17 protein-coding genes are annotated in these 17,467 nt (G+C 39.3%); 13 read left to right on the top strand and 4 right to left on the bottom strand.

All coding sequences use genetic code 11. From position 1 onward, the window contains the following. Positions 1 to 73 precede the first annotated feature (73 nt). The 10 genes from A9P82_RS15585 (at position 74) to A9P82_RS03705 (ending at position 8,157) form a co-directional block, all read left to right on the top strand. Positions 74 to 352 carry a hypothetical protein gene (locus tag A9P82_RS15585; protein WP_197492231.1) on the top strand — a complete coding sequence of 93 codons (279 nt, stop codon included), beginning with the start codon at positions 74 to 76 and terminating at the stop codon, positions 350 to 352. Positions 353 to 388: 36 nt separating this feature from the next. After that, positions 389 to 829, top strand: coding sequence for a helix-turn-helix domain-containing protein (locus A9P82_RS15590; RefSeq protein WP_197492232.1), 441 nt, complete (start codon positions 389 to 391; stop codon positions 827 to 829). A gap of 79 nt (positions 830 to 908) precedes the next feature. After that, positions 909 to 1,496, top strand: coding sequence for a Crp/Fnr family transcriptional regulator (locus tag A9P82_RS03670; RefSeq protein ID WP_066204285.1), 588 nt, complete (start codon positions 909 to 911; stop codon positions 1,494 to 1,496). Between the two features lie 67 nt (positions 1,497 to 1,563). Further along, positions 1,564 to 1,998: a VOC family protein gene (locus A9P82_RS03675; RefSeq protein WP_066204287.1), complete on the top strand. Its 435-nt coding sequence runs from the start codon at positions 1,564 to 1,566 to the stop codon at positions 1,996 to 1,998. A gap of 73 nt (positions 1,999 to 2,071) precedes the next feature. Continuing rightward, complete coding sequence (locus A9P82_RS03680) at positions 2,072 to 2,869, top strand: alpha/beta fold hydrolase (protein WP_066209551.1); 798 nt, start codon at positions 2,072 to 2,074, stop codon at positions 2,867 to 2,869. 81 nt (positions 2,870 to 2,950) lie between these two features. Then, on the top strand, positions 2,951 to 3,331 hold the full coding sequence (locus A9P82_RS03685; RefSeq protein ID WP_066209553.1) for a VOC family protein: 381 nt from the start codon (positions 2,951 to 2,953) through the stop codon (positions 3,329 to 3,331). Positions 3,332 to 3,362: 31 nt separating this feature from the next. Next, positions 3,363 to 3,884, top strand: a complete 522-nt coding sequence (locus A9P82_RS03690; protein WP_066204289.1) for a GNAT family N-acetyltransferase — start codon at positions 3,363 to 3,365, stop codon at positions 3,882 to 3,884. 400 nt (positions 3,885 to 4,284) lie between these two features. Then, positions 4,285 to 5,910 carry an ABC-F family ATP-binding cassette domain-containing protein gene (locus A9P82_RS03695; RefSeq protein ID WP_066204291.1) on the top strand — a complete coding sequence of 542 codons (1,626 nt, stop codon included), beginning with the start codon at positions 4,285 to 4,287 and terminating at the stop codon, positions 5,908 to 5,910. A gap of 162 nt (positions 5,911 to 6,072) precedes the next feature. Then, positions 6,073 to 7,839 carry an alpha-glucan family phosphorylase gene (gene glgP, locus A9P82_RS03700; protein ID WP_231891200.1) on the top strand — a complete coding sequence of 589 codons (1,767 nt, stop codon included), beginning with the start codon at positions 6,073 to 6,075 and terminating at the stop codon, positions 7,837 to 7,839. Positions 7,840 to 7,902: 63 nt separating this feature from the next. Beyond that, complete coding sequence (locus A9P82_RS03705) at positions 7,903 to 8,157, top strand: GlsB/YeaQ/YmgE family stress response membrane protein (protein WP_066204293.1); 255 nt, start codon at positions 7,903 to 7,905, stop codon at positions 8,155 to 8,157. 124 nt (positions 8,158 to 8,281) lie between these two features. Here the strand turns inward: A9P82_RS03705 and rpsP are convergent, their stop codons facing one another. The 4 genes from rpsP to A9P82_RS03725 form a co-directional block, all read right to left on the bottom strand. Further along, positions 8,282 to 8,761 (bottom strand): 30S ribosomal protein S16, encoded by a 480-nt coding sequence (gene rpsP / locus A9P82_RS15800; protein ID WP_066204295.1) that lies wholly within the window; start codon positions 8,759 to 8,761, stop codon positions 8,282 to 8,284. 101 nt (positions 8,762 to 8,862) lie between these two features. Beyond that, the gene (gene kbl, locus A9P82_RS03715) at positions 8,863 to 10,050 is read right to left on the bottom strand and encodes a glycine C-acetyltransferase (protein ID WP_066204296.1); all 1,188 of its coding nucleotides are present in this window, start codon (positions 10,048 to 10,050) and stop codon (positions 8,863 to 8,865) included. A 115-nt stretch (positions 10,051 to 10,165) separates the two neighbouring features. After that, the gene (locus tag A9P82_RS03720) at positions 10,166 to 11,446 is read right to left on the bottom strand and encodes a UDP-N-acetylmuramoyl-tripeptide--D-alanyl-D-alanine ligase (RefSeq protein WP_066204297.1); all 1,281 of its coding nucleotides are present in this window, start codon (positions 11,444 to 11,446) and stop codon (positions 10,166 to 10,168) included. A gap of 152 nt (positions 11,447 to 11,598) precedes the next feature. Continuing rightward, complete coding sequence (locus A9P82_RS03725) at positions 11,599 to 11,982, bottom strand: DUF4783 domain-containing protein (protein WP_066204299.1); 384 nt, start codon at positions 11,980 to 11,982, stop codon at positions 11,599 to 11,601. A 232-nt stretch (positions 11,983 to 12,214) separates the two neighbouring features. On the opposite strand from A9P82_RS03725, the gene gpmI reads away from it, so the two are divergent. From gpmI to A9P82_RS03740, 3 genes are all read left to right on the top strand, one after another. Then, positions 12,215 to 13,741, top strand: a complete 1,527-nt coding sequence (gpmI, locus tag A9P82_RS03730) for a 2,3-bisphosphoglycerate-independent phosphoglycerate mutase (RefSeq protein WP_066204301.1) — start codon at positions 12,215 to 12,217, stop codon at positions 13,739 to 13,741. A gap of 68 nt (positions 13,742 to 13,809) precedes the next feature. Continuing rightward, positions 13,810 to 14,958 (top strand): hypothetical protein, encoded by a 1,149-nt coding sequence (locus A9P82_RS03735; RefSeq protein WP_156522592.1) that lies wholly within the window; start codon positions 13,810 to 13,812, stop codon positions 14,956 to 14,958. Further along, positions 14,921 to 17,404: a hypothetical protein gene (locus A9P82_RS03740; RefSeq protein ID WP_066204305.1), complete on the top strand. Its 2,484-nt coding sequence runs from the start codon at positions 14,921 to 14,923 to the stop codon at positions 17,402 to 17,404. The genes A9P82_RS03735 and A9P82_RS03740 overlap by 38 nt, the downstream gene beginning before the upstream one ends. Positions 17,405 to 17,467 lie beyond the last annotated feature (63 nt).

Below are 17,467 nucleotides of genomic sequence, written 5' to 3' on the forward strand. Positions count from 1 at the left end.
TTCGTCAGGAAAACAATTCAAACGGAACCAAAATACCCAATCGTTATATATTTGCCCAATACGAAAGCAACAAATGAACAACGGTTTACTTTATCATTTCGCCAAAGCCGATAAATCAATTTTCGATTTTATCTATTGCTTTTCGTCGCTGCAAAACCTTTCTGCCGTGAGAGAAGGCGTGATTATTCCAAACGGGAAAATTGATTTATCTTTTTCCAAAGCCACAGATGGACAGTTTCGTATTTCGCTTCTGGGTTTAGAGACAAAACCAAAATTCATTCCTAAACAAAATAATATTTCCAGCTTCTTTGCTATCAATTTTAATCCGCTTGCGGTGGAATATATTTTTTAATATTCTATCGCAGGTATACTGGACAGCGGCAAAATATTGCCGGATGACTTTTTGGATTTCAACGCAGATGATTTGAACGATTTTGACGCATTCTGCACAAAAGCAACGCAAAAAATCCAATCGCTTTTACCAAAAGAAATAGACGAACGAAAACGTAAATTGTTTGAATTGATTTTTGCAACCAACGGAGAACTTTCCGTGAAAGAACTTTCCGAAAAAGTGTATTGGAGCGCGCGGCAAATCAATCAGTATTTCAACAAGCAGTTCGGGCTTTCATTAAAAGCATATTGCAATATTCTTCGTTTCCAGGCTTCTCTTTCGCATATCAAAGAAGGCCAGCTTTTTCCGCAGCTCAACTATTACGACCAATCGTATTTCATCAAAGAAATCAAAAGGCTTTCCGGCGCTTCGCCCAAAGAATTATTTAAAAATGAAAATGACCGGTTTTTACAATTTTTGGTTGACGATACAGGATAAATGCCCGACAGCTCTGCCGCGAATAAAATTTTATTTTAAATTTGACTGATAGATTTTTATTTCCGCCAAACATCGAATCATGAGCGACTTGCCAAATACAACTTTGCAACACATTTATCGCAGCAACATCCTGACCAGTAAAATACTGGAAGAAGTTTTTCGGGCACATACAGAAGTAGTTTTTCAGAAAAACGAATTTCTATTAAAAGAAGACCAGACTGCCAACGAATATTATTGTCTTGAAAACGGTTTGGTTCGTTCATTTGTTCACGATTACAAAGGCAACGATATTACCACACAGTTTTTCTGCAACAATGAAATTGTGATTGAAGTCAATTCCTTGTTTTTGCAAATACCTGCAAAAGAAAATATCCAAGCATTGACACCATGCAAATGCTGGAAGATTACGCTCGAAGACTTTCAACACTTATATCAAACCATTCCGGAAATTGCCGAATGGGGACGCGCATGGATGTCGCAACGGCTGTTCTTATTAAAACAATGTTCCGTTTCTATGATTACAGACTCGGCAACCGACAGGTATCTGGCTTTGCAAAAAGAACATCCGCAAATTTTAAGAGAAGCGCCCATCAAAGATATCGCTTCTTATCTTGGTATTACCGACACTTCACTAAGCAGAATAAGAAAAGAAGTAGCAAAAGCGTAAGCAATTTCTTGTCCTATGGCAAGTTGATTTAATGTACTACTGAATACTTTTGTAAAAAATAAAAACAATGGCACACACATCCATCTATCTGAACTTTAATGGCAATGCCGAAGAAGCATTTAACCATTACAAAACAGTTTTCGGAGCAGAATTTTCAACACCGCTGATAAGAATGAAAGACATTCCTGCACAGCCCGGAATGCCCGAACTTTCAGAAGCCGACAAAAACAAAGTAATGCACGTTGCATTACCCATTCTCGGCGGCACACAAATTATGGCGAGCGATATGCTGGAAAGTTTTGGGCATAAACTGGTAGAAGGCAACAATGTTACTATCAGCTTAAATCCCGACACAAAAGCCGAAGCCGATCGCTTATACAAAGAACTTTCAACAGGCATCACGGACGGCGTTGCTCCGCACGATGAATTTTGGGGTTATTGGGGAACTTGTAAAGATAAGTTTGGCGTTCGTTGGATGTTCAATGTTTCAAATCAACAATAACGTGAAACCAATAATTGTAATCTTCAGTTTGATATTTTTCACTTTGACAGCGTGCAAAACAGTACCTAAAACAATGGCGACAGCAACGACAGACAAATTGACTTTTGACAGCGGATATTCCGAAGTGAACGGATTGAAAATGTATTACGAAATTTATGGACAAGGCAAACCGCTTGTTCTTATTCACGGTGGCGGCTCGACCATTCAATCCAATTTTGAGAAAGTTATTCCGTTGTTCGCAAAAGACAAAAAAGTAATTGCCGTTGAATTACAAGCACACGGACGGACAAGCGACAGAAACGCAGACTTGACATTTGAGCAAGATGCAGACGACATTGCAACGCTTCTTAAAAATCTAAATATTGACAAAGCGGACTTTTTCGGTTTCAGCAACGGTGGAACAACAACTTTGCAAATTGCAATCAGACACTCAGTAATCGTAAATAAAATTGTTGTTGGTTCTGCACTTGCAAAACGCAATGGAGTTCCAGATTGGTTTTGGGATTTTATGAAACAAGCGAAATTGGAAAATATGCCCGAACAACTGAAAACGGCATACAAACAAGTCGCGCCCGACACAAATGGTTTGCAAATAATGCACGACAGAGATGCAAAACGAATGGTAAATTTCAAAGACATTTCGGACGAACAAATAAAATCAATTAAAGTGCCGACCTTAATCATCATTGCCGACAAAGACGTAATTACGCCCGAACACGCTATTGAATTGCACAGACAAATTGCAAACTCTGAACTTGCAATAATTCCGGGCGGGCACGGAGAATATATTGGCGAAATCACAACACTAAAACCGGACACAAAAGAAAGTGATTTTGTTGTACCGATGATTGAAAAGTTTTTGAACAAATAACACTTGCGGAAACAATATTCAAATTGTAGAAATGCTTTAAGACAGAAGAACAAACGAACAAACACATTTAATCCTAAAAATATGGCAACACATTTCGCACCCGAACTGCATATTCCGAAAGGCACGTTAAACATTGATTTTTACACCAGGTTCGGAGCAACGGAACATTTTTGTTTTCGCAACGATGACGGAAGCATTCATGTTGCAGAGTTGGAAATAAACGGCGCTGTTTTTCATCTGCACGAAACTATGCGTTGGTTTGATGCGCTTGAACCTGTAAATGCCAAAGGCGTAACAGCGGTTATCGGTTTGTTTGTGGACGATGTTCACGAAGTTTTTAACCGCGCCATTTCCGCGGGTGCAACAGAAATCAGCCCTGTGACAGACCACGAATATGGTTACAGGCAAGGAATGTTTAAAGACCCGTTCGGGCACTATTGGCAAATACAGAAAAAAATATAAGCAAGCCGACAAATTCAATGATAATATTTAGATGAGCGACAGAAATTTTAATCCGTTTCCAGTTCTGAAAACCGACAGGCTTACGTTGAGGCAACTTGTAAGCAGCGATGACAATGAAATATTTGCTTTGCGTTCAAACGAAACCGTAAACAAATATCTCGGCAGGAAGCCTGCAAAATCAGCGAATGATGCAAAGGCTTTTATTCAGACTATTCATGAAAATATCCAAAAGAACGATTCCATTTATTGGGCAATCACGTTGAACGGAACAGATAAATTAATTGGAACAATCTGCTTATTTGATTTTTCGGAAGATAATCTGAAAGCAGAAACCGGATATGAATTGTTACCGGATTTTCAGGGAAAAGGAATAATGCAGGAAGCATTTTCAAAAGTGATAGATTTTGCAATTCAACACGTCGGGCTAAAATCAATAGAAGCATATACACATTCTGAAAATCAACATTCAATAAGGCTTTTGGAAAAATTTAATTTTAAAAAGAATAGCACGGAAGGAAATTTTATCACATACAAATTGACCTGTGAAGATTAAAGCAAGAATAAACAACCGCTAAACAGTTTGGAGAATGTGAAAAAAGCCGCAAATACATTATCTATTCCATCTTATTTGATTGATGATAATACTGTCACTAAAATCATTGACAATAATATTGAAATCATTTCCGAAAAACATTGGAAATTGATTATTCCTGAACAAGCGACATACAGCTAAGAGAGTAACTGCCGCGCGGCTGCAACGCAAGATACGCTGGACAATACCGCAATCATGTTTTCAAAAAACGGATTGGAACAAATGGTCGGATTTTTTAGTGCGTCGCATTAATTTTTTTTCTGCCGGTCTAATATTCCTGTAAAAACATCATCATATTTTCATATCCTTTTGCCCGATAAATGTTACTTTTGCACTTCTCAAAAATCTATCTTCTTAATACATGATTAGTGCAAGAAATATTACGCTTGCTTACGGCAAGCGGGTTTTATTCGACGAAGTAAATATCAATTTTGTAAAAGGAAATTGCTACGGTGTTATCGGTGCAAACGGCGCGGGTAAATCCACCTTCCTTAAAATCCTAAGCGGCGAAATAGAGCCGACCAAAGGCTCCGTAGAAATTACGCCCGGCGAAAGGTTGTCTTTCTTAAAACAAAACCAATTCGAGTTTGACAATGAAACAGTGTTAAACACCGTGTTGATGGGACACAAAAAAATGTGGGACGTCATGCACGAGAAAGACGCTATTTATATGAATCCCGATGCAACGGAAGACGACTTCATGCACGCAAGCCATCTCGAAGCGGAGTTTGGCGAAATGGGCGGCTATGAGGCGGAAAGCAATGCCGGCGCGTTTTTGAGCGGATTGGGCATTAAAGAAGATATGCACCAAACACTGATGAAAGATATTCCGTCGAACATGAAAGTGCGCGTATTGTTGGCACAGGCATTGTTTGGCAATCCCGATATTTTGTTGTTGGATGAACCTACGAACGGTTTGGATATAGAAACCATTGGCTGGCTGGAAAATTTCCTTGCCGATTATGAAAATATCGTATTGGTAGTTTCTCACGACCGCCACTTTCTCGATGCCGTGTGTACACACGTTGCTGATGTGGACAGGCAGAAAATTAAAGTTTATACAGGTAATTATTCATTCTGGTACGAAAGTTCTCAATTGGCTGCGCGGCAGTTGGCAGATAAGAATAAGAAGATGGAAGACAAGCGTAAAGACTTGCTGGACTTCATCGCACGTTTTAGCGCGAACGCTTCAAAATCCAAGCAGGCGACGTCGCGTAAAAAAGCTTTGGAAAAACTCACAATTGAAGAAATTGAACCATCGAACAGACGCTATCCGGGCATTATTTTTCAACCGTTGCGGGAAGTGGGCAACCAGATTTTGAATGTAGAAAATCTGAAAAAAACGGTGGAAGGAAATGTGTTGTTCGATAAAGTAACATTCGATATTAAGAAAGGCGAAAAAATTGCCTTCATCAGCCGCAACCCGCTCGCAGTCTCCTATTTCTTCGATGTTCTGAATGAAGAAGCACAAGCCGATAGCGGAAAATATGAATGGGGAACAACTATTACCAAAGCGTACCTTCCTATCGAAAACGGAAAATATTTTAAAGAAGGATTGCCTTTACTGGATTGGTTAAGACAATTTGTTCCACCGCACGTAACCGATGCGGACGAACCATTTTTGCGCGGTTTCTTTGGCAAGATGTTGTTCTCCGGCGACGACCTTTCGAAGAAAACAAATGTACTGAGCGGTGGCGAAAAAGTACGTTGCATGGTCAGCCGCATGATGCTGCAAAACCCAAACGTAATTGTGCTTGACCAACCGACAAACCACCTGGATTTGGAAAGCATTCAGGCGTTCAACGACAGTTGTGTAAACTTTCCCGGCGTGGTATTGTTCACTTCGCACGACCATACGTTTATGCAGACCGTTGCCAACCGCATCATAGAATTAACGCCTAAAGGCATCATCGACAGGCTAATGACATTTGATGAATATCTTGAAGACACGCGCGTAAAGGCTTTGCGCGAAGAGATGTATAATTAATTTAAAATGAGCTGATTTGAAAATGCGCGGCATTGCTGTCGCGCATTTTTATAAAATCTAAATTGAAATCAACATCAATTTTTTTCTTAGTTCAATACAAGATGCTCAAATATATTACCGAGCAAATATTTTGAGTACCCGGTGCGGTTGATCACTTTCAGAATGAACTTGCGAACAGCATCAAAATATGCTGCTTCAAACAACAGTTTCGCAATAGCTTCATCTTCCTATCAAAAATATTTTTTCTATCTTCGGCTCGATTATTCAAACAACAATATGAGCAATTTTAATTTTAACGGAGTTTACCCCATCAGCGAAAAATATCAAAAGAAAGTCGCATACTTTTCAATGGAATTTGCTATTCATCAGCCTTTAAAAATTTATAGCGGCGGACTCGGATTTCTCTCCGGCTCACACATGCGCAGTGCGTACGAGCTTGGTCAAAATATAATTGGCATCGGTATTCTGTGGAAGTACGGTTATTACGACCAAAATCGTAATGCAGACCAAACCATGCAAACTTCATGGCTGGAAAAAACATATTCTTTTCTCGAAGATACAGGCATTAAATTCACGATAAAAATACACGATGCAGATGTTTGGGTAAAAGCCTTATATCTCAATCCGAAAACGTTCAGAACTGCGCCTATATTTCTACTCACAACCGATTTGCCCGAGAACGATTATGTTTCTCAAACTATCACGCATCGTTTGTACGATGCCAACGAAGCCACAAAACTGGCGCAATATATTTTGCTCGGCGTGGGCGGCGCAACGTTGCTGGACAAAATAAATTTTGATGCGGAAAAATATCATCTCAATGAAGCACACGCTTTGCCGGCGGCTTTTTATTTACTGAACAAATATAAAGATGTTCAAAAACTGAAAGAAAAGCTGGTATTCACAACGCATACCCCGGAAGAAGCAGGCAATGAAAAACATAACATCTATCTCTGCCAGAAAATGTCTTACTTCTGCGGTTTGAGCATTGATGAAGTAAGAAGATTAACCGGTATTACCGAAGATTCGTTCAATCATTCGCTCGTCGCATTGCGCTTCGCATCCAAAGCAAACGCCGTATCTAAACTTCATGGCGAAGTCTCAAGAAAAATGTGGGGAAAATACGAAGGCATTTGCGACATCATTTCTATTACCAATGCGCAAAACTGGACATACTGGGCTGACAAACAAATGTACCGTGCCTTCAACGAAGGCGATGATTATATCATGGACGACAGAAAAAAATATTTAAAGAAACGTGCTTTTGAAATAGTTGCCGACCAAACAGGGAAAATATTTGACCCGAATATATTTACCATCGTTTGGGCGCGCCGTTTTGCAGGCTACAAGCGCGCCGACTTATTGCTGCAAGATGAAGCAAAATTTCAACAACTGATTAGCAATACAAAATATCCCGTTCAAATCATCTTTGCCGGGAAGCCGTATCCACTCGATTATTCAGCAATCGGCACTTTCGACAGGCTCGTCAATGAAAGCAAAAAATATAAAAATATTGCAGTACTTGTAGGCTATGAACTCACATTGAGCAAACGCCTGAAACAAGCTGCTGACGTTTGGTTGAACAATCCGCGTGTACCGCGCGAAGCATCCGGCACAAGCGGAATGACGGCTTCTATGAACGGTGCTGTTAATTTCTCAACCGACGACGGCTGGATTCCCGAGTTCATCAATCACGGGCACAATGGCTTTGTAGTTCCAAAAGCTGATTATGCAAATATGCACATCCACGAACAGGATGAATATGATGTAGAAACAATATATAAAATTCTGGAAACCGAAATACTTCCGACTTATTACGACAGATTCGATACCTGGAGACAGATTATGAAAAACGCAATGCGCGACGTACGTTTCCAATTTGACAGCAACCGCATGGCAAGCGAATATTACGATTTGCTGTATCGTTAATTCGTGCCGACTGTGGTTTTGGTATGGTTTTTATAGCTTATTTATTAACTAAACTATAAAACTATGGGCATCATTTCATGGATTATTTTTGGTTTGATTGCGGGAGCAATTGCCAAAGCTTTACGTCCCGGCTCAGATCCCGGCGGCTGGATTATTACTATTATCATTGGCATAGTAGGCAGTGTTATCGGCGGATTCATTGGCAACCTGATTGGCTGGGGCAGCGTGAACGGCTGGAATTTCAGGAGTTTTGTATTATCGGTTGTAGGCGGTATTATTCTTTTGTGGATTTACCATGTAGTGCGCAAAAAAGCCTGAAGCCAAACATCTTTTAAAACCTGCCGGTAATTTGTTTCTCAAATTACCGGCAGGTTCTTTGAAAAAAATAAAAGAGTCCACACTTTTTTGGTATGGACTCTTTCAATAATTCTTCTGTAAGAAACTATGCTTCCTCCGATGGTGCGGCAGCTTCTTCGCTTGAAGGAACAGCAGCTTCCGGAGCAGCGCTTTCAACTTTCTTTACCACAGGACGTTTACGACTGTCGCGCTGTTGTTTCTTGTGTTCTTCCCTGCGCTTTGCAACTGTTGCTTCATGATTGTTGTACCACTCCTGGAACTTAGTCATAGCTGTTGCTTCGTCAAACAAGCCCAATTTTACACCTCTCAACAAGTGCTTCAAATACAATACACCTTTGAAAGATAAAATCTGACGGACAGTATCAGTAGGCTGCGCACCTTTGTGCAACCACTCTAATGCTTTTTGTCTGTCTAACTGGATTGTCGCCGGAACGGTTAGTGGATTGTAAGTTCCCAACTTTTGGATAAACTTACCATCTCTCGGAGCGCGTGCGTCTGCAACTACGATAAAATAAAATGGACGCTTCTTGCTTCCGTGTCTCTGTAATCTAATTTTTACTGCCATGTTAAATAGAAATTTAAAGGCTAAATGATTTTGGTTAAAAAATTAATGGAATGCAAAAGTAATTCTTCTAATCAATTTATCCAAGCTATTGTTTTCATAAATTATTTAATTACACCTAAACTTTTGCCGACTTTACCGAAAGCCTCAATCGCTTTATCCAAATGATGCTGCTCATGCGCAGCGCTCATCTGCACACGAATGCGCGCCTGACCTTTCGGAACAACGGGAAAGAAAAAGCCTGTAACATAAATGCCTTCATCCTGCAAAGCGGCGGCAAATTTTTGCGCAATCACGGCGTCATACAACATTACCGGCACAATCGGATGAACGCCGGGTTTAATATCAAAACCCGCTTCCGTCATTTTTTCGCGAAAATATTTGGTGTTGTATTCGAGCTTGTCGCGCAGTTCGGTAGTTTCGCTCAGCATATCTATAATGGCGATGGACGCGCCTACAATGCTCGGTGCCAATGTGTTGGAAAATAAATACGGGCGGCTTCTTTGGCGCAGCATTTCAATAATTTCTTTTCTGCCCGAAGTAAATCCTCCGCTCGCGCCGCCCAAGGCTTTGCCTAAAGTGCCGGTGATAATATCAATCTTTCCCATCACGCCGCAATGCTCGTGCGTGCCGCGACCCGTGGCGCCGATAAAACCGGTAGAATGGCTTTCATCCGTCATTACAATGGCATCGTATTTTTCTGCTAACGCAACAATTTTGTCCAATTGCGCAATGGTTCCGTCCATGGAAAAAGAGCCGTCGGTTACAATAATTCTGCTGCGCAAATGAGCCGATTCTTTCAATTTGTTTTCCAAATCTTCCATATTGTTATGCTCATAACGATAACGCTGCGCCTTGCACAAACGCACGCCGTCGATAATCGAAGCATGGTTTAAAGCATCGGAAATAATCGCATCTTCTGCAGAAAACAAAGGCTCGAACACGCCGCCGTTGGCATCGAAACACGCAGCGTATAAAATGGTATCTTCCGTGCCGAGAAATTGGGAAATTTTTTCTTCCAGCTCTTTGTGAATATCCTGCGTGCCGCAAATAAAACGCACGCTGCTCATGCCGTAGCCGCGCTTGTCAATTGTGGCTTTTGCGGCTTCCAAAGCCTTTGGATGCGACGACAAACCGAGATAATTGTTGGCACAAAAATTCAACACGGTTTTCCCGTTGACTAATATTTCCGCGCCCTGCGGACTTTCGATAATGCGTTCTTTTTTAAACAACCCTGCGGCTTCGATTTCTCTTAATTCTGCGCCGATACGTTCGGCAAATTTTTGGTTCATGGTTTATTTATTTTTCTACAATTAATTTTTATGAGATTGCCACGCCGCTTGTGCCTCGCTCCTCGCAATGACGCAAAATGTCATTTTCAAATTTTCAAATTACCACATTCTCAAATTAACTCAACAACTTTTCCAATGCAATTCCTCTTGAGCCTTTTATCAAAATTGTGCTGTGGTCAAAGTTCCAGTTTTTAAACCAATTGCGTGCCGCATCTGAATTTTCAAACCATTGATATTTATTTTCAAACGGCTGGAACTCGCTCCCAATCAGCGTTACAGACTTCCATGAAAATTTGTTTATTAAGTTGATTAATTTTTCATGCTCCGCCACACTTTCATTTCCCAGCTCTTTCATGCCGCCGAGAATCAACACTTTATTTTCACCGGGCAACGATGCAAAATTTTCAATCGCTGCTTTCATGCTCGACGGATTGGCGTTGTACGCATCCAGAATAATTTTGTTTGTACCCAAATTAATTAACTGCGAGCGACTGTTCGACGGCTCGTAATTTTCAATCGCCGTTTTTATTTTTTCTTCGGGAACGCCGAAATATTTTCCCACAGCAACCGCGCATAAAACATTCGGCAGATTGTATGTTCCTACCAATTTTGTTTGAATGTTGCTATACTTTGTAGGCATACCTTGCGAAAAATTTACTCCGAGAAAAGAATTTTGTTGCGTCGCACTGCCAACAACCGTTCCGTTTTTTGTACCGTACCAAATTATTTCACGAATGCCTTTGGACATTTCGTGCAAATAATCATAATCGTCAAAAGCAAAAACAGTTCCATTGCGCGTGCGAATGAAATCGTACAATTCGCCTTTTGCTTTGCGCACATTTTCTTTGCTGCCGAATCCTTCGATATGTGCAATGCCAATGTTGGTAATAATTCCATGCGTAGGTTGCGCATACAAACAATAACCTTCAATCTCTTTCAGATGATTGGCACCCATTTCTATCACGGCAATTTCTGCATCTTGTTTTACTTTCAAAATGGTCAATGGAATACCGATATGATTGTTGAAATTTCCCTGCGTTGTATATGTTTTAAAATGCGAACTCAACACGGCATTAACTAATTCTTTTGTCGTAGTTTTTCCGTTGCTTCCCGTAATCGCAAGAAAAGGAATATTGAATTGCTCGCGATGATGTTTTGCCAAATCCTGTAAAGTTTGTAAAACATTATCCGTTAAGATTAATCGTTCATCATCGCCAACGTTTTCATCAACGATTGCATAAGCTGCGCCGTCGTTCAAGGCTTGTTGAGCAAATAAATTTCCGTTGAAATTTTCGCCTTTCAGCGCAAAAAACAAATCGCCTTTTTGCACCTTGCGACTGTCGGTTTGCACGGACGGATATTGTAAAAATATTTCGTAGAGAGATTGGATATTCATTATCAGATTTTTTATTTCACACAGCTTTCACAGAGAAAACGAGGCAGAGGGTTATATTCTCTGTGCCTTTATTTCTTTGTGTTCTCCGTATGAAACTTAAACAAAAATAGCGATTGAAGTTATTCAACCGCTATTCTTTTCAAAATCATTTTTTAATTAATCCTTACCGAGAGAATTGTTGTGGTGCTGCCTTTTGTTTTTACCATAATCGTTACGTTAAATGTCCGGGAATCCGTTTTCAGTTTTCCCACCAAATACCCGGTTCCACCCATTTCACGTTTCGATGATAATTCAAAACCGTTAATGCCCTGCTCAGTATAAAAATCCTTCAAAGTAATGCTCGCCTGATTTTTGCTCACGTTTTTTACTTCATCCTTGTTGGGCAATTTTATATCCACGAAACTGTCAAAAAATTTCGTAATTTCTGCCGGGTCTGCCTGTTTTAACGCGTTTACAATATCGCCTATTTCGGCTGCTTTCACACCTAAAGGAGCAAATAAAAGCACGCCCATTATCATTGTAAGTAATCTTTTCATTCTTAGTTCGTTTTTAATTTTAATATATGCAGCAAAGAGCACGCCAAATTATGAAATTAATTTCTTTTAATGACATAAATACAGAAACCAAGCCCCCTGCTTTCTCTTAAAAAGAATTTCTGAATAGCAATCGGCATTTTGTTTTCTTTAGTCCGTGTTCAGTTTTAGTTGCGAAAAAGCCTAACTTTACGCCCGCAAATTCAGAACTATTCAATCAAAAATTTTTTATAAAATGCAAACGAAAAAAGCAATTCTTCTCATTATGGACGGCTGGGGTTTGGGTAAAAGTAAAGAAATTGACGCCATCCAAAACGCCGATACACCTTTTGTAGATTCATTGTACGGCAAATATCCGCACACGACTTTGGTTACTTACGGCGAAGCGGTTGGTTTGCCCGAAGGACAAATGGGCAACAGTGAAGTCGGACACCTCAATCTCGGTGCGGGCAGAATTGTTTATCAGGAATTGCAGCGCATTAATGTTGCTATTCGCGAAAATACTTTTCACAACAATCCCGTTTTGCTGGAATCCATTAAAACAGCGAAAGAAAATAATAAGCCTTTGCATTTGCTCGGACTTGTGAGCAACGGCGGTGTGCATAGTCATATCAATCATTTGAAAGCGATTATTGATGCGTGTAAAGAACAAAATTTCTCTAATGTTTTCATCCACGCTTTTACCGATGGGCGCGACTGCGACCCGCACAGCGGCAAAGGTTTTATCGAAGATTTATTAAATCATTTGAAAAAAACAGGCGTAGGACAAATCGCAACCATTACGGGAAGATACTACGCCATGGACAGAGACAAACGCTGGGAAAGAATTAAACTGGCTTACGACGCTATCACAAAAGGCGTTGGCGAAGAAGCCTCGGATTTAATTGCGGCGATTGAAAAATCTTATGAAGCGGAAGTTACAGACGAATTTATCAAACCTATTGTGAATGCGGCTTTGAAAGAAAATGCCGATGCAAAAATCAAGGACGGCGATGTGGCTGTTTGTTTTAATTTCCGTACCGACCGTTGCCGTGAAATAACGCAAGTGCTTACGCAAATTGACTTGCCCGACTTCGGTATGAACAAATTCGATTTGCATTACACTACGATGACGGAATACGATGCGACGTATAAAAATGTTCATGTGATATTTGAAAATGATAATTTGACAAATACCCTTGGCGAAGTTTTACAAGACAATCACAAGAAACAAATCCGCATTGCGGAAACGGAAAAATATCCGCACGTAACTTTCTTTTTCAGCGGCGGTCGCGAGAAAGAATTTGATGGCGAAAAAAGAATTATGGCGCCGTCGCCGAAAGTAGCAACGTATGATTTGCAGCCCGAAATGAGCGCTTATGAAATCACTGAAAAAATTATTCCCGAAATCGAAAATGAAACGGCTGATTTTATTTGCTTAAACTTCGCAAATACAGATATGGTGGGACATACAGGTGTTTTCAGCGCGGTAATCAAAGCCGCCGAAACGGTAGATAAATGTGTGGAAGAAATTGTAACCGAAGCGTTGAAACACGACTACACCATTTTCCTCACAGCCGACCACGGCAACGCCGATAATATGATTAATGAAGACGGCAGTCCGAATACGCAACACTCTGTAAACCTTGTTCCGTTGTTCATCATCAGCAATGATTTTAAAGGAACAATTAAACAGGGAAAACTCGGCGATATTGCTCCAACTATTTTAAAAGTTATGGGCGTTGAGATACCGAAAGAGATGACGGGAAATGTGTTGATTTAAAAATAATTTTTCCGTTTTATCACAATATAAAAGGGGTATATTTGATAAAAATATATCCCTTGCTTTTTATGTATAACGCAAGATGTTCTCTATTGCTGTTTTTAACTGTATTACTGCTGCTTTCTTGCAAACACAAAAAAGCAGAATACTCTTTTTATTATTGGAAAAACACAAATAATTACAGCGATTATTTTACAAATAAAAAAGAAGATTCCCTTATTGTAAAATTAGGTGTGCAACATTTCTACATCAAGTTTATGGATGTTGACTGGAGTGAGCATTTGAAAATTCCCGTTCCTGCAAACAGTAACAATTATGAGTCTGCCATTTTTACTCCACTCACTGTTACACAAACATATACTCCCGTAATTTTTATTACAAACAGAACTTTTGAAAGAATAGACAGCGTATGGTGCAACGATTCCCTGGCTGTAAAACTGAAAAGAAAAATCAACGAAACAAGCAGCGAAATAGAAAATGCAATAGCCGAAAACAAAATGTATAGATATAGAGACTCCGTCGGCTATTCGCCAAATTTTGATTATGATGCTTTCCGAGATTCGGTAAGAAAAACGCGACCGGTTCCATACAACGAAATCCAAATAGACTGCGACTGGACTGCATCTACACGCGATAAATATTTTGCTTTTTTACGCAGTCTTAAAAAACAATTTCCGGACAAAATTATTTCCGTAACCATTCGTTTGTACCCATATAAGTATCCAGATAAAATAGGCGTTCCACCTGTGGACAAAGGAATGCTGATGTGCTACAATTTAGGCGCTATCAATAACCCGGAAACAAAAAATTCTATTTTCGATTTGCATGAACTAAAAGCATATCTGAATGCGAAACATTACAAACTGCCATTAGACATTGCATTGCCCATATTTGGTTGGTATGTTTGGTTCAGAGACAATCAGGTAAAAGGTTTAATTTATCAATCGCAATTAAACGAAAATATTATCAGGCATAATTTTGACAGTATTGTACCGCACCGTTTTCAAATGAATAAAGATTTTGTAATAGATAATAACTATTTGCGTGAGGGCGACATTTTACGCGAAGAATTTCCCGACAAAGAAGAACTCATCACGGCAGCAACATTACTTCATAATAAATTCCCCAATGCACAACACATCACTTTTTTTGACTGGGATTATAAACGGGTAAAAGAATATGAAAATACCATTCAAAAAATTTATACTGTTTTTTAGCGCGCTCTTCATGGGACTGGTTTACAGTCTTTGGGCTTGCGGACCTTCATTGTATCTTGATGAAGACAGGTTTGCATTGTTCCGCTCAACCATTGACGGGCAAAGTGGCTTGGAACCTTTTTATTATTCCGAAAGATTTTTAAACTCAAATATTCCCGACCCGGACAACCTGGATTATAAACGTAACTGTGAGGAATGGCGCATATTTACCAATAATGAAGCAATCGAAAAAGATATTTATGAAATACAATACCAAACCACACCGAACGATTTTGAATACGCATACAACACGGGCAACTGGAAAGAATTTTCGGGCAATACATTCATTAAATGGCTGACCAAAAAACAAAATAAAAAAGCGTTGGACTATATGATGCTTTCCAAGCAAAGCGAGTTTACGCAATTTGGCAATATGGACCCTTGGAACGACAGCAACAATGTTTATGACAATACGCTGAAATACGTTGCCGTAGAAGCAAGCAGGCAAATGCGTTCTACATCATCCTCTTTCTTGCGCGAACGCTATGCTTTTCAGGCGGAGAAAGCATTTTATTATCTCACTAAAGATGAGGCTTTGAAGGGCACAGATTCGGTGGCAATGCTGTACCAAAAATATTTATGTAAAAGCAATTCTGTAATTCTCGGCTGGTCACAATTGTACTATGCCATGATTCTCGACAGCACGCAACGAACCACTTACCTTTTAAAAACATTTGATAATTCCGAAGAAAAAAAATTGTTCTGCTATCATCAGATTTCCGCAACCGACCTGGATACGCTGGAACAACGGACTTCCGACAAACATCTCTTGGCGTTAATTTATACCATGCGCGTCATCAACGATCCGGGAAGGGATTTGAATGCTATTCAAAAAGTATATTCGCTTGAACCGGAAAGCAAGTATTTACCTTTTTTGATAAGCCGTGAAATAAACAAGTTGGAAAACTGGCTTTGGTCGCCCGAAATGCTTCATTTTAATGCTAAGGCAGATAACGATTATTACGGTCAGCATTATCCTTATCAAAAACCGTATTCTTATTTCGCAGAAAAAAATCTGGTTAAAGACAAGGCGTATCTGAAAACATTCTGCTCATTTTTAGAGCAAATGAATAGCAATAAAGTCGGTAAAAATTATTTAAACATAGCGCTTGCCCATTTGTATAACATGAGTGAAAATTATTCTCTCGCTTTGCAAAAAATCAATCAAATCAAAAACATCCGCGATACTTTATACGCTACACAAAAATTGATTGAATACACAATCGCACTATCCAACATTTACGACATAAGAAAAGATTCAATAAAAAATATTTTATATAAAAATATACAGTCATTAATTGCCATCAATCCCGTTTTTGTAAATGAAAAATACGACGACTATGAAAGCGGCAATTTTGCTTATGACGATGATAATCCCGAAGCAGAAAGAAACGACGACCTTTCGGAATTGCTCTTGCTTTTAAGCAGGCAATATCAAAATAAAAGCGATATTGTTACCGCAGGATTACTGTACAACAAAGCCGGTGTTATTACTAATGCGAATGACGGCAGCGGCAACTGGAATTATTATTATGATGAAAATAATCCCGATACAAGCAATGACAATTATACTTCCATTGCCTACTTTGACAGAACAGCCAATCCCGCAACAATAGATTCTTTACTATCCTTAAAACACAAAAAGAACAAAAGTAATTTTGAAAAATACATTACAACACAAAACTGGGCATCGGACGATTTTTATAAAGATTTAAAAGGAACGATTTTGTTAAGGCAGCAAAAGTTTGCCGAAGCACTAAAAGTGTTCAAAGAAATGAATGCAAACTTTTGGGAAAAGACTTACGCTTACAAAGACTTTTTACCTAAAACATCTGTTACAAATTTAGCCTCACTCACACCCTGGATAAAAGATTATCAACCAGATTATCCTCTTGTTAGCAAGCGATATATAACGCAAGATATCGTCAATCTTTTAGAACAAATAAAAAATGAAAAAGATAATGAAAAGAAGTCGCAGTTATATTGCCTGTTGGGCAACGCAGAATATAATATGAGTTATATTGGTTTTCATTGGATGATGACGAGCTACGGCTGGTCGTCTGGCATTTCACTAAAACCGGATTGGTTTAATAACGGTTTTTGTTCCAAAAATGAGGATTATATGAAGAATTATTATGGTTGCGCACAAGCAATTTCACAATATAAAAATGCTCTGGCGCTTACAAAGAAGCCCGAACAAAAAGCCTCTATATTATTAATGCTCTCCCTATGCGACAAAGCAATGCAAAAATACAATGATGTAAAATACGATATCGACCATGATTATAATTACAAATATATTTCGCCTTACTTACTAATATTGAAAAAACAATACGGCAATACAGAAACATATAAACTGGCACTTACAGATTGCCCCGATATAAAAGGAAGTTTAAAAAATAAGTAAGGCATTAGCTCAATTGCCTGTTTCATTGGCAAAACATTCACAGCCGGTTGCTTGCTATGGTGT

Origin of the sequence: Arachidicoccus sp. BS20 (assembly GCF_001659705.1) — a bacterium.
Taxonomy (GTDB): domain Bacteria; phylum Bacteroidota; class Bacteroidia; order Chitinophagales; family Chitinophagaceae; genus Arachidicoccus.

Excerpts from the sequence above, each read along its gene's own strand:
- A9P82_RS15585 (WP_197492231.1), top strand. The coding sequence starts at position 74 with ATGAACAACGGTTTACTTTATCATTTCGCCAAAGCCGATAAATCAATT.
- A9P82_RS03670 (WP_066204285.1), top strand. The coding sequence starts at position 909 with ATGAGCGACTTGCCAAATACAACTTTGCAACACATTTATCGCAGCAAC.
- A9P82_RS03675 (WP_066204287.1), top strand. The coding sequence starts at position 1,564 with ATGGCACACACATCCATCTATCTGAACTTTAATGGCAATGCCGAAGAA.
- A9P82_RS03680 (WP_066209551.1), top strand. The coding sequence starts at position 2,072 with ATGGCGACAGCAACGACAGACAAATTGACTTTTGACAGCGGATATTCC.
- A9P82_RS03685 (WP_066209553.1), top strand. The coding sequence starts at position 2,951 with ATGGCAACACATTTCGCACCCGAACTGCATATTCCGAAAGGCACGTTA.
- A9P82_RS03690 (WP_066204289.1), top strand. The coding sequence starts at position 3,363 with ATGAGCGACAGAAATTTTAATCCGTTTCCAGTTCTGAAAACCGACAGG.
- A9P82_RS03695 (WP_066204291.1), top strand. The coding sequence starts at position 4,285 with ATGATTAGTGCAAGAAATATTACGCTTGCTTACGGCAAGCGGGTTTTA.
- glgP (WP_231891200.1), top strand. The coding sequence starts at position 6,073 with ATGAACTTGCGAACAGCATCAAAATATGCTGCTTCAAACAACAGTTTC.
- A9P82_RS03705 (WP_066204293.1), top strand. The coding sequence starts at position 7,903 with ATGGGCATCATTTCATGGATTATTTTTGGTTTGATTGCGGGAGCAATT.
- rpsP (WP_066204295.1), bottom strand. The coding sequence starts at position 8,761 with ATGGCAGTAAAAATTAGATTACAGAGACACGGAAGCAAGAAGCGTCCA.
- kbl (WP_066204296.1), bottom strand. The coding sequence starts at position 10,050 with ATGAACCAAAAATTTGCCGAACGTATCGGCGCAGAATTAAGAGAAATC.
- A9P82_RS03720 (WP_066204297.1), bottom strand. The coding sequence starts at position 11,446 with ATGAATATCCAATCTCTCTACGAAATATTTTTACAATATCCGTCCGTG.
- A9P82_RS03725 (WP_066204299.1), bottom strand. The coding sequence starts at position 11,982 with ATGAAAAGATTACTTACAATGATAATGGGCGTGCTTTTATTTGCTCCT.
- gpmI (WP_066204301.1), top strand. The coding sequence starts at position 12,215 with ATGCAAACGAAAAAAGCAATTCTTCTCATTATGGACGGCTGGGGTTTG.
- A9P82_RS03735 (WP_156522592.1), top strand. The coding sequence starts at position 13,810 with ATGTATAACGCAAGATGTTCTCTATTGCTGTTTTTAACTGTATTACTG.
- A9P82_RS03740 (WP_066204305.1), top strand. The coding sequence starts at position 14,921 with ATGAAAATACCATTCAAAAAATTTATACTGTTTTTTAGCGCGCTCTTC.